Annotated in this window: 8 protein-coding genes; 3 read left to right on the top strand and 5 right to left on the bottom strand. The window is 72.0% G+C overall.

The genetic code is table 11. The features are described from left to right. Positions 1-134: 134 nt before the first annotated feature. Positions 135-461 carry an ATP-dependent Clp protease adapter ClpS gene (gene clpS / locus ACFO6Q_RS08915; RefSeq protein WP_380020297.1) on the bottom strand — a complete coding sequence of 109 codons (327 nt, stop codon included), beginning with the start codon at positions 459-461 and terminating at the stop codon, positions 135-137. A gap of 118 nt (positions 462-579) precedes the next feature. On the opposite strand from clpS, the gene ACFO6Q_RS08920 reads away from it, so the two are divergent. From ACFO6Q_RS08920 to hflD, 3 genes are read left to right on the top strand one after another with little or no spacing between them, the layout of a single operon-like run. Then, positions 580-1,068: an NUDIX hydrolase gene (locus ACFO6Q_RS08920; protein WP_380020298.1), complete on the top strand. Its 489-nt coding sequence runs from the start codon at positions 580-582 to the stop codon at positions 1,066-1,068. After that, on the top strand, positions 1,065-2,201 hold the full coding sequence (gene mnmA / locus ACFO6Q_RS08925; protein WP_380020299.1) for a tRNA 2-thiouridine(34) synthase MnmA: 1,137 nt from the start codon (positions 1,065-1,067) through the stop codon (positions 2,199-2,201). Before ACFO6Q_RS08920 ends, mnmA begins: the two co-directional genes overlap by 4 nt. Next, positions 2,194-2,817, top strand: a complete 624-nt coding sequence (hflD, locus tag ACFO6Q_RS08930; RefSeq protein ID WP_380020300.1) for a high frequency lysogenization protein HflD — start codon at positions 2,194-2,196, stop codon at positions 2,815-2,817. The genes mnmA and hflD overlap by 8 nt, the downstream gene beginning before the upstream one ends. A gap of 162 nt (positions 2,818-2,979) precedes the next feature. Here the strand turns inward: hflD and ACFO6Q_RS08935 are convergent, their stop codons facing one another. The 4 genes from ACFO6Q_RS08935 to ACFO6Q_RS08950 all read right to left on the bottom strand — a co-directional run bounded on the left by ACFO6Q_RS08935 (position 2,980) and on the right by ACFO6Q_RS08950 (position 15,068). Continuing rightward, positions 2,980-6,204, bottom strand: a complete 3,225-nt coding sequence (locus ACFO6Q_RS08935) for an NHL repeat-containing protein (protein ID WP_380020301.1) — start codon at positions 6,202-6,204, stop codon at positions 2,980-2,982. A 127-nt stretch (positions 6,205-6,331) separates the two neighbouring features. Continuing rightward, the gene (locus ACFO6Q_RS08940; RefSeq protein WP_380020302.1) at positions 6,332-9,358 is read right to left on the bottom strand and encodes a S8 family serine peptidase; all 3,027 of its coding nucleotides are present in this window, start codon (positions 9,356-9,358) and stop codon (positions 6,332-6,334) included. Between the two features lie 106 nt (positions 9,359-9,464). After that, entirely contained in the window at positions 9,465-12,437 is a 2,973-nt protein-coding gene (locus tag ACFO6Q_RS08945) for an NHL repeat-containing protein (protein WP_380020303.1), read from the bottom strand. 171 nt (positions 12,438-12,608) lie between these two features. Continuing rightward, positions 12,609-15,068: a winged helix-turn-helix domain-containing protein gene (locus ACFO6Q_RS08950; RefSeq protein WP_380020304.1), complete on the bottom strand. Its 2,460-nt coding sequence runs from the start codon at positions 15,066-15,068 to the stop codon at positions 12,609-12,611. Positions 15,069-15,306: the final 238 nt, after the last annotated feature.

Consider the following 15,306-nt stretch of genomic DNA (forward strand, 5'->3'; position numbering starts at 1 on the left):
TGCGGGAGAGGGCCGGGGTGAGGGCAGTCGAAGCGAAACGCCTCACTGCGCCCATCCCCACTCGCGCCTCCGGCGCGCCCTCTCCCGCAAGCGGGAAAGGGGGAAAACCGAGCCTGGTCCCGTCGACTCGAATCTCAAGCCTTCTCCATCGTACAGAGCAGCGGGTGCTGGTGCGTGCGCGAGAACTCGTTGACCTGGGTCACCTTGGTCTCGGCCACTTCGCGCGTGAACACGCCGCAGACGCCCTTGCCACGCGTGTGGACGTGCAGCATCACCTGCGTGGCGCGTTCGCGGTCGAGGTTGAAAAATGTTTCCAGCACCACGACGACGAAATCCATCGGCGTGAAGTCGTCGTTCAGCAGGATCACCTGATACAGCGGCGGACGCGCGACTTCCGGGCGCGACTCCTCGACGGCGAGGCCCGGCTGGTGTTCGGTGTGTTGTTCGGGGTGCTGTGCCATTCGTCTGGACGTCTGCCTGCTGGGTCGAGTATAGCGCCGCCGTTCGGGCGGCCGCGTCACAGATGATGCCGAAAATCCGCAGCGCAAGGCTCCACCCGGCGCCTGTTAGACTGGGATGATGACGAGTGCGATCCCGTTGCAGAACTCCGAACTGGCCGAAGCCGCCGTCTGGCGCCCGCACGTGACCGTGGCGACCGTGGTGCCGCGCGACGGCCGTTTCCTGCTGGTCGAGGAGAGCGTGCGCGGGCGCGTCGTGCTGAACCAGCCGGCCGGTCATCTCGACCCCGGCGAGACGCTGCACGAGGCGGCGCTGCGCGAGACGCTCGAGGAAACCGGCTGGAGCGTGCAGCTGACCTGCCTGCTCGGCGTGCAGCAGTGGCTGGCTCCCGACGGCGAACATTTCCTGCGCTTCACCTTCGGCGCCGAGGCGCTCGGCCACGACGCGGCCAGGCCGCTCGACGACGGCATCGTGCGCGCGCTGTGGATGACGCGCGAGGAGATCGTCGCGGCGGCCGAACGGCTGCGCAGCCCGATGGTGCTGGCCGGCGTCGACGACTGGCTGGCCGGGCGGCGCCTGCCGCTGGACGCGATTCGCGGCGTCTCGTGAGCGCAGCGGACGTCATCGTCGGCCTTTCCGGCGGCGTCGATTCGTCGGTCGCCGCGCTGCTGCTGCAGCGCTCGGGCACTACGATCGCCGGCCTGTTCATGCAGAACTGGGAGGAAGACGAGCGCAACGGACCGTGCCGCGCCGACGCCGACCGCAAGGACGCCGTCGCGATCTGCGCCAGGCTCGGCATCGCGCTGCACGCGCGCAACTTCGCCTCCGAGTACTGGGACCAGGTGTTCGCGCGCTTCCTCGACGAATACCGCCGCGGCCGCACGCCGAACCCGGACGTGCTGTGCAACCGCGAGATCAAGTTCAGCCTGTTCCTCGATCACGCGCACGCGCTCGGAGCGGCGAAGATCGCCACCGGCCACTACGCCCGCGTCGACGAGGTCGACGGACGCTTCCGCCTGCGCCGCGCGCTCGATGCCGGCAAGGACCAGACCTATTTCCTGCACGCGCTCGGCCAGGGCGCGCTGGCGTCGACGCTGTTCCCGCTCGGCGAACTGCAGAAAAGCCAGGTGCGCCGCCTCGCGCAGGAGGCCGGCTTCGCCACGCACGACAAGAAGGACTCGACCGGCATCTGCTTCATCGGCGAGCGCGACTTCCGCCAGTTCCTTTCCGGCTACCTGCCGGCGCAGCCCGGCCCGATGCGCACGCCCGACGGCGTCGCCGTCGGCGAGCATCCGGGCGTGTTCTATTTCACGCTCGGCCAGCGCAGCGGCTTGGGGATAGGCGGCCGCCGCGGCAGCGAGGGCGAACCGTGGTACGTGGTCGGCAAGGACGTCGCCGACAACGTGCTCTACGTCGCGCAGGGCAACGCCAACGACTGGCTGCAGTCGCACGTGCTCGACGCCGGCGAGCTGACCTGGATCGCCGGCGCCGCGCCGGCGGCACGGTTCCGCTGCACGGCGATGACGCGCTACCGGCAGCCGGACCAGGCCTGCCTCGTCGAGATCGACGGCGACCGCTGCCGCGTGCGTTTCGACGAGGCGCAGCGCGCGGTCACGCCGGGGCAGTCGGTGGTGTTCTACGACGGCGACGTCTGCCTCGGCGGCGGCGTCATCGAGCGCAGCGACGCGCCGTTCGGCGGACTGCAGCCGCTGCCGCGCGCCGCGGAGCCGGCCCATGCGTGAGTCGCGCGTCATCGCGATGGCCGGCGTGCTGCAGGCCTGCCGCCTCGTGCGCGACGTCGCCACCCAGGGCCGCGCCGATGCCGTCGCCGTGCAGGCCAGCCTGGCCAGCGTGTTCCGCTTCGACGCCGACAGCGCAGCCGGCGTGTTCGGCGGACTCAGCGGCCTGCACCTGGGCCTGGAAACCCTGCTCGACCAGTTCGAGAACGAACGCCGCGACCTCACCCTGACCCAGCTCGTGGTCGGCGTGCTGCGCCTGGAGCGCAAGCTCGTGCGCCGCCCTTCGATGTTGCGCGAACTGCGCGGCGGCATCGAGGCGATCCAGCGCCAGGTCGACCATCTCGGCGTCGCTCACGCGACCGTGCAGTCGCGGCTGGCCGAGCTGTACGTCGCCACGCTGTCGCAGCTGCGCCCGCGCGTGGTCGTGCACGGCAATCCGCTGCACCTGGCCGACACGCAGAAGGTCGAGCAGATCCGCGCCCTGCTGCTCGCCGGCGTGCGCGCGGCGGTGCTGTGGCGCCAGGTCGGCGGCAGCCAGCTGCGCCTGCTGGTGCGTCGCCGCGAGTACGCGATGCTGGCGCGCGGCCTGCTCGCGCGCAGCACGCTCGATCGCGGCTGAGGAACGCGGCGGCGCCGTTCCGACGGAGCCGCCGGCCGACGGCGTCCGCCGAGAACGCTGGAGCCGTCCGCGACGACAGCGGGCCGGAACTTCACCTCTCCCGCTCGCAGGAGAGGTCCGGCGCCTAGGCGGCCGCAGGAAGACCGTGGCGGGCGCGCCGCCCTATTCCGCAAACGCGTTGCGGCCGACGATCAGGTTGTCCATCACGGTCCAGCTGAAGATCGTCGGCGCGATCGAATCCTGCGACTCGATCGTGACGCTGGCGATCGGCGCCGTCGTGGTGAAGCCGCGGAATTCCGAGCGCCCGGCCGCGACGAAGGTCTCCTGCGTGCCGTCGCCGAGCGTGACGGTGACGTTCATCGGGCTCGGCATCTCGTCGACGTCGGTCGCCCAGAAGTTGCCGCCGACCGCGGTCACCTCGCCGCCGGTGAACGTGACGACGATCTTCGCGCGCGCGTCGTACGTGGTGATCACGCCGGGCATCGTGTAGCTGAGGAAGCCGCCGCCGTCGATCGGCAGCAGGTCCGTCGCCAGCGTGTAGGCGAGCTCGCCCTGCCGGTAGCGGTAGCCGATGCCGAAGCTGTTCACGGTGACGTTGGTGAACGGGTTGTCGAAGTAGCCCGGCTCGACGCGCGTGAGGAACGTGGCGCGATCGGTGTAGAGGCCAGGGCGCGGTTCGCCGCCGTCGCCGGGCGTCTCGAAGCCGCTGGCGAACAGCGCATCGGGCGGCGTCACGGTCAGTTCCACCGGCAACGTGATCGAGGGCTGCGCCGGATCGTTGCTGAGCACGCACAGCACCGCGGCATGGCTGCCCTCCTCCAGCGCACCGGCGTCGAAGCCGACCGCCGCCAGCGGCGCGGATTCGCCGGCGCGAAGCTCGCCGCCGGCCGGCATCGCGCGCAGCCAGGAAACATCGCCCGGCGCCGAGCAGTCGGCCGGCGCTTCGACGATCTGGTAGCTCAGGCGGCTGCCGGGAGTGCCGTCGTTGGCGATCGTCAGCGGCTCGATGCGCGAGGCACCGGCCGCGACCGCGACGCGCAGCGGCGACGGCGCCACCGAAACCGACGGCGCGATCGTGCCGACGGTGAACTCGACCGGCACGCCGACGCGGCGGCGCAGCGGATCGTTGCTGCTCAGGCACACGTCGGCCGAATGCAGGCCGTCGGCGAGGCCGCTCGGATCGAGCGTGACCGTCACCTGCGTCGGCGGCGCGTCGGCAACGACGGTGCCGCTGGTCGGCGAGACCGACAGCCACGGCACCTCGCCGGGCAGCACGCAGGTCCGCGACGGACGCGCGATCGCCATCGCGCGGATGCCCTGGCTGGGAGAGCCGAACAGGGGACCGATCGGCTGCGCGGCACCGTCGACGAGATCGACCGCGTAGACGTTGGTGGCGAAGGCGGCGTCGTTGCCTTGGCGGTACTGCTCGTTGGCGGCCAGGTACAGCACGCCGGACGACGCATCGAAATCCAGGTGCATGCCGCCGCCGGCGAAGTCCAGGCCGATCGGCACCGGCAGCTCGAGGCCGAGCGAGCCGATCGCGGCTGCCGCGCCGGTGTCCTTGTCGATGGCGAGCAGCGTGCCGGTTTCGCCGTCGACGCCGTACATCAGGCCGTCCGGGGCGATCGCCACCGCCGACACGTTCATCTGCGGCGGCAGGCCGCTGCCGGCGAGCGGTCCGACCAGCGAGGTCGCGCCGGTCGCGCGATCGATCGTGTACAGCCGCGACGTGCGGTCGCGGGTGAGGTCGGTCAGGTACAACCGGCCGCTGCTGGCGTCCCAGCGCAGGCCGCGCCAGCCGACGCGGGCGGGGTCCGGCGTGGCTTGGCCGATCGGCGTGAGGTCGCCGACGAGCGTATCGACACTGCCGAAGCTGCCGTCGAAGGTGATCACGTAGAGCTTGCTGAAGTCGTTGTCGGCGAAGCTCGTGCCGGAGATCTCGGCCGGCAGTCCGATGCGCAGGGCGGTCAGGGTTTCCGGGCGCAGCAGGTCGAGCGACCAGAAGTACTGGCGCGGCTCGCTGCCGAACAGGTAGGCGGGCACGCCGGCCGTGCTTTCCGGCGCCATGCGCGTGCCGGAAAGCATCGCAGCCGCCCTCGGCGCGATCTGCCGCTGCGTGCGCGGGAAATGCGCGCGCGACGAGGGCAGTTCGTCCAGGCTCCAGTCCAGGTCGACGCGCCCGTCGTTGCCGATCGCCAGCGCGGTGGTCACCGGCGTGCTGCTGCCCGAGGGAGCGGCCTCGTCAATCGACGCCGGCGTCAGGGCGAGCACCGCCGAGCTGACCTCGACGTCGACGCCGGCCTGCGCGACGAGCACCGTCGCGTTCCAGTGCCAGTCGATCGCCGACGGCGGCAGATGCGGCAACGCGGTCGCGTACGAATACTGGTTGACGATCGAGCGATCGGCGTTCTGCAGGCCGATCGTCGCCCTGCCGGCATTGTCCCAGCCGGGACTGGCGGCGGCGCCGAAGCTGAGGCTGTCGTAGACGAACGAGAGCGTGCCGTCCTCGCGCAGGATCGCCTCGAAGTTCGCGCGCTGCGGCGTGTAGTCCGGCCAGCTCACCTTCGGCTTGTTCCACTGCACGATCAGCTCGCGTGCGCCGGGCTCGCCGCGCACCTGCCAGTGCACGCCGTCGGTGAGCGGCGCCAGGCCGCCGGAGGTGAAATCGTCCCAGTGCGGAAGGATCGTCGCGCCGCCGATGTCGTAGGACGGCAGCGGCACGTTGTTCCAGTACAGGTTCAGCTGCTCGCAGGCGAGAAAGGAGCGGCCGAAGATCAGGCCGCCGTTGTCGCCGACGCACAGCGTGTCCGACGGCACGCCGTGCAGCGTGAAGGCGAACGGCAGCGCGATCGCGACCGTGCGGTTGTCGCCCGGCACCAGTGGCGTGCCGGTCTGGCGGATGTCGACGAACGGCGTCGCCGCCGTGTCGTCGGCGCTGTAGCCGAGGTCGCCGCCGAAGGCCTTCCAGGTCGCCGTGTGCGTGAAGTCGCCGAGGTCGCGCGCGACCACGCTGCGGTGATGGACGTAGGTGCCGCCGCCGGCCGCGATCGGCGTCGGCTGGCTGGCGAAGACGACGCCGTCGACGCTGTCCTGCAGGGTGCTGAAGGCCACCTCGACCGCCGAATGGTTGGTGACCGTGTAGCAGAAGTCGACGCTGTCGCCGACCTGCGCGACTACTGTGGTGTCGGTGCCGCAGCTGGAGCCGTCGCCGTTGAGCGTGAGTCCGACCGTGAGGCCGAGTTCCGAGCCATTGAGCTGGCCGGCGGCGGCGCTCAGTTTCACCGCGGCGTGGGCCGCCTTGGTCGTGGCGCCCGCACGTGTGCCCGCCGGCGCGGCGCCGGCCGCGGCGACGCCGAGCAGCGCCGCAGCGGTCGCTGCGCAGAACACGGCCGCGGGCGTCCGCAGCGACGATCCATTCCGAACTTTCATTGACAACCCCCGATGCGCTGGTGCCGCCGTCGCGCGATGCGTGCGGACGGCGGCGCTTGCTTGTGTGTTCGCCTCGACGCCGGCGTCACGGCCCTGCCGGCTCGTCCGTTACGCCCAGTTCGATCGTCTTGCCGGCGGCGTTGGTGCCGCTGGCGCGGATGATCCAGTTGCCCTGCACGCTGCCGCCCCAGCCCGGCTGGTTGGCCAGGCGCAGGCCGACGTCGCTTTCGCCCAGGCCCGGCACCGCGCCGGCCGGCGCGTCGTAGAGGGAGCCGATCCACGAGCGGCCCTTGAACGGACCGACGTCGGCAGTCATCGAACGCGTGGCGTTGCGTGCCGTGCGCATGTTGCTGAGCGCGATCAGCACGTCGCCGGGGCCATCGACGACGATCGGCGTCGGCAGCTCGATGGTGGTGAACACCGGCACCGGACCGGGCGCCGGCAGCGCGAAGTCGATGTAGGAGCCGACCAGGGCCGCGCCGTTGCTCGGATCGGAATCGTCGTCCTGGTAGACGTGCACCGGAATGCGGTCGCCCTCGTCGTTGCCGGCCACCTGCATGTCGATCAGCGTGGTGATCGAGCGGATCGTGATCGGAAAATCGGTCGGCGCCGGCGTGAAGCGGTTGAGCCAGACGAACTCGGCGTCGTTGGCGAGGATTTCGTAGTCGATCGCCAGCGAGTCGAGGCGGAACTCGCACTCGCCGCTGCGGCAGCCGATGCCGATGCCCGGCTCGTTGCCGATCACCAGCGTGAAGTGCTGGTCCGGCGCGAGCCCGTTCGCCTCCTTGAACACGATGCGGCCGAAGGTCGGCTCGCCGAGGGTGCGCGTCGGCTCGACGGTGATCTCCAGCGTCTGCGTCGCGCCGCTGCCGAGCGCGAACGTCGCCGGACTGAACGTCACCTCGACGCCGGGCATCTCCGCCGTCGCGGTCCAGTTGCCGTCGCCGCCGAGGCGGTTGCGCAGCGTGCGCGTCCAGCTGCACTGCGGCGCGCATTTGAGTTCGCGCAGCGAGGCGAGATTGAGCGCCTTCGGATCGAGCGTGCCGCCGGACGGGTCGGCGGCGAGATAGCGCTCGTAGCTCTCGTCGAGGGTCAGGCCGGCGCGCGCGGCCAGGCCCGCATCGATGCGGCCGCTGCCGACCTGGTCGGCGTTCCACGGCGTCGCGCCGTCCTCCTGCGTGCCGCCGCCGGCCGCCGTGGTCTGCAGCGCGGACTTGATCTCCGACACCGACCAGTCCGGATGCAGCGCGCGCAGCAGGGCGGCCGCGCCGGCGACGTGCGGGCTGGCCATCGAGGTGCCGCTCATCGCGAAGTAGTTGCCGTCCTGCACGCGCCCGGCGGCGTAGATGTCCACGCCGGGCGCGCTGACGTCCGGCTTGGTCAGGGCGGAATACGGCTCGGGAGTCGGGCCGCGGAAGCTGAAATCCGCCAGCACGTCGCCCGGCCGCCCGGCGACCGCGGATGCCTTGAGGAAATCGCCGACCGCGCCGGCACCCTGCGCCGCGCCGTCGAAGCCGTCGGCGAACACGCGGCCCTCGACCGGCGCCTGCTGATGGGCCTGGACGAATTCGATCAGCGCGTCGGAGAGGAGCGGATCGTTGATCTTGAACAGCGCGGCGGTGGCACCGGGCGCGCTCATCACGGTCGCGTCGTTGCGGTCGTTGGCGATCAGCACGACCCGCGCGCCGGCGGCCGCCGCGTTGGCGGCCTTCTCCACGAAGCTGCATGCGGTGGTCGCCGGCGGCGTCGCGCCGCGGCGGACCAGCGCGATCGCGCCGCTGAAATAGCCGGCCGGGAACGCGCCGGTTTCGCTGCAGCCGGCGATGTTGTCCGGATAGGTGCGGATCGGCACGCCGGCCAGATCGGCCACCGCCGACAGGTCGACCTCGGCGGCGGGGACCACGCCCAGCTCGTGCAACGGCGGCGGCGGCGTGCCCGGGCCGGTCAGCGTGAAGCGTGCCGGCGCGAGCAGCCGATCGTGCGTGGACGCCGCGACGGTGGTGATCCACGGGCCGAGATGCGAGACGCGGCCGACCGGATCCTGGCAGCTCGAGCGCGTGTTGCCGGCCGAGGCGGCGACGAAGACGTCGGCGGCGACCGCGTCGAGGAAGCTGCGGTCGTCGATGTCCTGCCACGGCGAGCCGCCGCCGCAGGTCGGCCCGATCGAATAGTTGGCGACGTCGATCTGGTCGACCACCAGGCTTTCGATCGCCGCCGCGATCGAGTCGTCGTAGATGCCGCCGTCGTCGTCGTTGGCGACCTTGTAGGAGTACACCGCCGCGCACGGCGCGACACCCGACATGGCCACTCCCTCGGGCAGGTCCGGCGGCGGCGCCGCGCTGCTGTCCACGCGGTTGCCGGCTGCGGTGCTCGCCGTGTGCACGCCGTGGCCGAGCACGTCGCCCTCGACGAGGAAGCCGGCCTCGGGATTGGGTCCGTCGCAATGGCCGGCGGAACTGACATTGCAGTCGAACGCGCGCAGCTTCGGATGAGTGCCGTCGAAACCGCAGGCGGCATCGTCGGCGAACGAGGGATGCGCGCTGTTCGCGCCGGTGTCGATCACGCCGACGCGCACGCCCTGCCCGCGCGTGGCCGTCACGCCCTCGCCGTTCCAGATCGCGTCGGCGCCGATGAACGTCGGGCCGCGGAAAGTGCCGGGCGCGAGCCGGCGCACCGGCCGCACCGAGACCACGCCGGGCAGGCGCGCGACGCGCTGCGCTTCCTCCAGGCTCATCGGCGCCGAGATGCCGTTGCGCTGAATGCCGTAGGCGTGCCGCACGTCGAGCCGGCGTCCCAGCGCCTGCTCGATCGTCGCCACGCGCGCCGCGCGCTGCGTGTCGAGATGACGGGCGTAGGCGCGCGCCGGCGCCGAATCCGCCTCCAGCTTGCGCGCGCCCGTCGCCGCCGGCGCGGTCGCGGCCAATCCGCCCGCGCCGCCGAGGTAATGCAGCAATCCCGCTTCCTCGAACGTCACCAGATAGCGGCCGGTATCGCTCGCCTCGATCAACGCCCGCCTCTCGACGCCGGACGCCGCCGCCGGCAGCGGCACCGCCGCGGACAGGGCGAGGCCGATCGAGCAGGCCAGCAGGCTGTAGCACACGCGATTGTTCATGGTTGCAAACCCCGTGGAAGGCGGCGTCCGCTGGGGACGCCACCGGCTGAATCGGTCTGTTCGCGCATGCGCGCAGGGCGACGCTTCCGCCCGCGACCCGCCGCGCTCATCGCTGTTCGTCGAAGCCGCTGGCGAAGATGTCGGCGTCGGTGCCGGTCACGGTGAAGTCGACCGGCACCGCCACCGGCCGGTAGCGGTGCTGCGGATCGTTGCTGTCGATGCACAGCTTGGCCGTGTAGCGTCCGGGCGCGAGGCCGCCGGCGTCGAAATCGATCGCGACCTCGGCCGCGGCGCCGGCCGCGGTGACGTCGCCGCCGGTGGCGAACGACAGCCACGGCACCTCGCCCGGCCGCGCGCAGTCGCCGTACGGCACGGCGATGGCGAAGGCCAGCACGTTGGCGATCGCCGAGCTGTACGGCGACACCCGCGTGGCCGTACCGGTATGCGTGTCGATCGTGTAGAGGCCCGGATCGTCGGGCGTGAACATGTTGAAGTCCGGGCTCGACCAGAACCACAAGGTGCGCGTGGACGGATCGAAGGCCAGGCCGGCGCCCGGGCCGGGATAGCGGTCGCGCGGATCGAGCAGGCCGTCGTACCAGGGGAAGTCCTCCCCCAGCGGACCGACGACCTCGTACGCACCGGTGGCCTTGTCGACCCGCAGCAGCACGTCGGTGTGCAGGTCGACCGCGTACATCTGGCCGTCCGTGTCGACGGCGACGAAGGCGAACTCGACGTCGTTCTGCACGTCGCCGACCGCTTCGGCGGTGCCGGCCACCGGATCGATGCGATACAGGCGGCTGCGCAAGCCGTCCTCGTCGTCCGGATCGAGCATCCAGCCGCTGGCGTAGAGCGTCTGCGCGACGTCGTCCCAGGCCAGGCCGGCGAACCACGGATAGAGCGGCTGGCCGATGCGCGGCAGGATGCGCTCGGCGACCGTGCTGCGCGCACCGCTGGCGGTGTCGACGACGCTGAGTGCGCCGACGATGTCGAGCAGGTACAGGCGGCTGAAATCGTTGCCGAGGAACGCACCGCCCACGTACGGCCAGAACGCCGCGCTCCCTTCCTGGTAGGCGAACTCGGCCGGGCTGAGGATCACCTCGACGCCGTCGCCCTGCGCGGCCAGGTCGGTCGACACCAGCTCCGGCTGCAGGCGCGGGTTGCTGACGGTCAGCGCGTAGGCCGGCACCGGCGGCAGCCCGGCCTCCGACGCCGCGGCCGGCGCCGGCCGCGCGGAAGCGGCGGCGGGAATCTCGTCGAGGTTCCAGCGCAACGGACGATCGCCCTGGTTGGCCAAGCGCAGCGTCTGGCGCGTGCTGCCGCCGGCCGGCGCGCTGGCCTGGAGCGCCGCGGTTTCCAGCGCGAGCCGTGGCGCGCCGAGGTCGATCTGCAGCGACGCCGAAGCGCTGTAGCTGCGCGGTACGGTCGGCTGCCAGCGGATCGCCTTGCCGTCGGTGAGCGACGGCTCGCGATAGGAATACTGCAGCGCGTGGCCGGCGTCCTGCTGCAGACCGACCGCGGCCCACTGGCCGTGGTCGCCGGCCGGCGAGAGGCTGTCGGCGAACAGCATGTCCTTGTAGAGGAAGGTGATCGCGCCGCTGGCTTCGTCGATCTTCACTTCGAAGGTGATCGTGCCGGGCTCGATTCCGCCGGCCTGGTAGCGCGCGTAGTCGCGCCACTCGAACACCAGCTGGCGCTGGCCCGGTTCGCTGCCGACGACGTCGAAGTAGGTAGCGCTGGCCGCGGTCGGTCCGGGCGCCAGGTCCAGCCACGACGGCAGGATCGCCGGCTCGGCCGTCGGCAGCACCGCCGGCAGCGGCTGCGCCGGCAGCGTCGATTCACGGCAGTAGACCGGGTTGTCGTGCGGAATGACGTAGAGATAGCCGTTCTCCATCATGCACACGACCCGGCTCGGCGCGCCGAAGAAATCGATCGCGAACGGAAGCTGCAGGAACGACACACCGCGGCGCGCGCTTTCCGACTGCGACAGGTCCAGGTACTGGGCGGCGACGCGGTCGTTCCAGACGTAGCCCGGACGCGCATCGCGCGCGGTCCAGCTGGAGACGATCTGCGGCTGGTCCTCGACCGTGACGACGCGGTTGATCTGCCAGGTCTGCGCCAGGCCCAGGTGCTGCTCGAAGGATTCCGCCGTCGCCGGCGCCGTACCGGTCAGTTCGTGCACGCTCAGGTCGCTGCCGCTGCGGTTGCTCAGGCGGTAGCACAGGTTGAGGCGATCGCCGGGCGCGGCTTCGATCCGCGGCGTGCCGTCGCAGGCGTCGGGCCGTTCGGGATCGTGCGGCGTGGCGGTCAGGCTGAACTCGACCTCGCCCGGTGTGCGGCCGCGCCGGCCGGCGATGCGGAACGCGTAGTCGACCTTCTCCGGCTCGGAGCGCAGCACCGACGCCTCGAAGCAGCGTCCGACCCATTCCCATTCCGGACAGATCGGATCGGCGGCGTAGCCGAAGCTGTAGCGGAACAGGCCGGGGCTGCCGACCGCGACGGTTTCCTGCGGAAACGCGTACAGGTACGAGGAGTGCCCCAGGCGCGTATGCGCGTCGAACCGCTCGTGCTCGACGAACTGCGCGACGATCCAGTAGCGCCCTGGCGGCAGCGCGCAAGGCGCCGGGAAGTTCACCGCGGCGGAGGGAAAGACCGCCCCGAACGGCGTGGCCGGGAACGTCGCCGGCGCGTTCTCCAGCGAACACACCGGCGTCGCCGCCGGGCGGCCGCGCTCGTCGGGGACGATCTTCAGGTTGACGAAGCGGCTGGGTCCGCGGTCGCAGCCAGGCTGGTCGCAGTTGCCCCCGGCGACCAGGTAGACCGTCTCGACGCTCCAGCCGTCGGCGTCGTAGACGGCGAAGTCGTCCGCCGCCTCGGTCGAGCGCAGGCTGTCCTGGGTGCGCGAATAACCGCTGACTTCGATCAGCTCGCCGTCGAAGCCCGGGGCCTGGTCGAACAGCACGCCCGCTTCGTCCACCCGCGATGCGGACGCGACGGCCGCGGCCGGATGCACCGCCATCAGGCACAGCGCGAGAAACAAGACGTGGACGATGCGATGCAGCACGGCGACCTCCCCGGTCATGGAATGACGTGGCCGGCTTTCGTTCGAACCGGCTCGACCGGATCGTCGCCGGGGGCGGTGCAAGCGGCAATCGCGGCCGGTTATGCAGGCATCACACGGCGGTTACACGGCGGTTGAATCCGTGTGACAGCGGCGCAAGGCCGCGCCTCGGCTGCGTTTTCCGACTGGCGGCTAGCGCGCCGCGCTGGCCGTGCGCGCGCTCGATTCGAGCATCAGCGCGGCCGGGATCGACCGCTCGCCGGCCAGCCGGCGCGCCTGCTGCAGCGCTTCCTTCCACAGGTCACGGCGCTCGTAGCGGTGCAGCACGGCGACCTGCATCAGCGCGCTGTCGTAGTCGTGCGCCGCATAGACGCTGGTGCGTCCGGCCAGCGCGCTGGCCTGCTCGAGCCGGCCGCCGCCGAGCAGCCAGTCGGCATAGGACACCGCGACGGCGACCAGACGGGACGGCCCGCCCTCCTCCGTGACGAGGCCCAGGGCTTTTTCGTAACGCTGCCGCGCCTCGGTTTCGTCGCGCCGGTGCGCGGCCCATTCGGCGCGCGCGAGTTCGAGCATGGCGTGGGCCGGATGCGAATCGGCCAGCTGCAGCGGCGGCTCGATCTGCGCCGGATCGGCGCGGCCGTCGGCGAGCAGCGCACGCTGGCGCAGCAGCACCAGGTACGCACGGCGCCGCGCGGTCGGCTCCTGCGGCCAGGCGGCGAGCGCGCGGTCGGCGGCGTCCACGGCGGCCTTCCACTGGCCCAGGCTCCAGGCCAGCTCGGTCTGGAAGTCGTACAGGTAACGCAGGCTCTGCTCGCCCAGCCCGTCCGACAGCGACTGCGCCTGCGACGCCAGCTGCAGGGCCTCGCGATGGCGGCCCAGGCCGAGCAGGACGCGCCCGCGCCGCGTGGTCACGAGCAGCGCCAGGGTCGGATCGCCGACGCGTTCGCGCAGCGCCCATTGGCGGTCGCTGGTGGCGAGCGCGTCGGACCACTGCAGCAATTCCATCTGCGCATCCAGCAGGGCGTGCAGGCTGGCCACGGTACGCTCGACCACGCCGAACGCGTCGAAGGTGTCGGCGGCCTTGGCCAGGTACGGCACGGCCGCCTCGAAGCGCCCGCGCTCGCCCTCGATCACGCCGAAGTACATGTCCACCTGGGCCAGGCCGGGACGGTCGCCGGCCTGCTGCAGCTGGATCCGCGCCTGGCCCAGGTCCGCGGCGGCGGCGTCGAGCTGGCGCAGCACCGTCCGCGCGATCGCGCGCCCGGCCAGCGCATTGCCCAGTTCGTCGGGCGAGCCGGCGGTCTGCAGGACGCCAATGGCCTTGCCGTAGTCGCGCTCGGCCTCGACGAAGCGCCGGCCGCGGTAGTGCAGCTTGGCGCGCACGCTCAGGGCGCTGCCGTACAGCGCCGAATCGGCGTCGAGCGCGCCGCCGTCGAGCGCGGCGTCCAGCTCGCGCCGCGCCTCCTCCAGGCGCCCGCCGAGCAGGTCCAGGCGCGCGCGCTGGATCTGCGCGCGCGGATCGGTCGCCTGCGATGCCGGCAGCGCGTCCAGCACCGCGCGCGCCTGCTCGAGGCTGCCCGCCAGCATCGCCGCGTGCGTTTCGCTGAGGCGGCCGAGCAGCGCATCGTCTTCCGGGTTCGTGCTCTCGCCCGCCGGCACCGCTTTGCCGAAACCGTCGCGCAGGAACAGGTCCGCCGCGCGGCGCGCGGCGGCGATCGCGTCGGTGTCGTTGGCCTGTACGCGCAGTTGCCTGCCGTCGGCGAGCGTGCCGGCCAGGACCACGTCCCAGCCTCGCGGCGAGCGCGTGGCATTGCCCTGCACCATCGTGCCGACACCGAGCCGCGGATCGAGCCGGTCCAGGCTCGGCGCGCCGGCGTCCGGCGCCAAGCCGCGCAGCACCGCCATCGCGCTGTCGCTGGGCAGCACCGGCAGGCCGGCGCTGCGCAGCCGCTCGGCGACGAGGTCCATCGCGCCGAGCCGGACCCAGCCCGATTCGCGCGGCGCGTCGACGTCGAACGGCAGCACCATCAGCACTTCCCTGACGCGCACGTCGCTGCCGTGGTCGGCGGGAGCGACCTGCGTCGGCCCACGCGGCAGCCACAGGCCGGCGGCGACCAGCGCCAGCGCGGCGGCAATCCCCATCGGAACCCGACCGGTGCGAAGCCAGCGGCGGAGGCGCGGCGACGGCACCGGCGCGGCGGCCGCCGGGGCGAGGTCCGCCTCGTCGGCCGGACTGGCCGGTGTGGACTCGCTCGCAGCAACCGGCGGCGCGACCGGTACTTCCGCCGCAGCCTCGCCGGCGTCGACCGTTTCGGCGGCCGCCGGCAGCGGCGCCGGATCGGACACGACCTCGACCGCAACCACCCAGCGATAGCCGAAGCCCGGCACCGTGCGCACCATCTGCTGCGCCTGGCCGTCGTCGCCGAGCAGCCGGCGCAGGCGCAGGATCAGCTGGCTCACGTGCGCGTCGGGAATGTCGACGCGCCCCCAGACGGCCGCCACCAGCTCGTCGCGGCCGACGGCGCGCTCGCGGTTCTCGATCAAGTACGCCAGGCAGTCGAACGGCAGGCGCGGCAGGGGTTCGAGGACGTCGTCCCGCCAGAACTCTCGCGCCGGTGGCGACAGGCGAAAACGACCAAAGCGGTACTGCATGACGACATCGGACCTGTGCTGGCGACGACCCCGGCACGCCGATCCGGTCGCGGCGGGAACGCCGGTCGTGCGGCCGGTCCCGCCGTCTGCGCGGCAGGACGGGCGAACCCCGTGCGAAACGCGGCCATGATACGCCATGGCGCGGACGCCGCCGCCGCTCCCGTTCGTGAACGCCCGCCGCGGCCGATGTCGCAGTGCGGAAACGGTTTGCGCGATAATGGCGGACCCAATCGCCGAT

Origin of the sequence: Dokdonella ginsengisoli (assembly GCF_042652785.1) — a bacterium.
GTDB lineage: Bacteria > Pseudomonadota > Gammaproteobacteria > Xanthomonadales > Rhodanobacteraceae > Dokdonella_A > Dokdonella_A ginsengisoli.

What these genes read in the sequence shown, in the direction of transcription:
- ACFO6Q_RS08950 (WP_380020304.1), bottom strand. Translation starts at nt 15,068, where the DNA reads ATGCAGTACCGCTTTGGTCGTTTTCGCCTGTCGCCACCGGCGCGAGAG.
- hflD (WP_380020300.1), top strand. Translation starts at nt 2,194, where the DNA reads ATGCGTGAGTCGCGCGTCATCGCGATGGCCGGCGTGCTGCAGGCCTGC.
- ACFO6Q_RS08945 (WP_380020303.1), bottom strand. Translation starts at nt 12,437, where the DNA reads ATGACCGGGGAGGTCGCCGTGCTGCATCGCATCGTCCACGTCTTGTTT.
- ACFO6Q_RS08920 (WP_380020298.1), top strand. Translation starts at nt 580, where the DNA reads ATGACGAGTGCGATCCCGTTGCAGAACTCCGAACTGGCCGAAGCCGCC.
- clpS (WP_380020297.1), bottom strand. Translation starts at nt 461, where the DNA reads ATGGCACAGCACCCCGAACAACACACCGAACACCAGCCGGGCCTCGCC.
- ACFO6Q_RS08940 (WP_380020302.1), bottom strand. Translation starts at nt 9,358, where the DNA reads ATGAACAATCGCGTGTGCTACAGCCTGCTGGCCTGCTCGATCGGCCTC.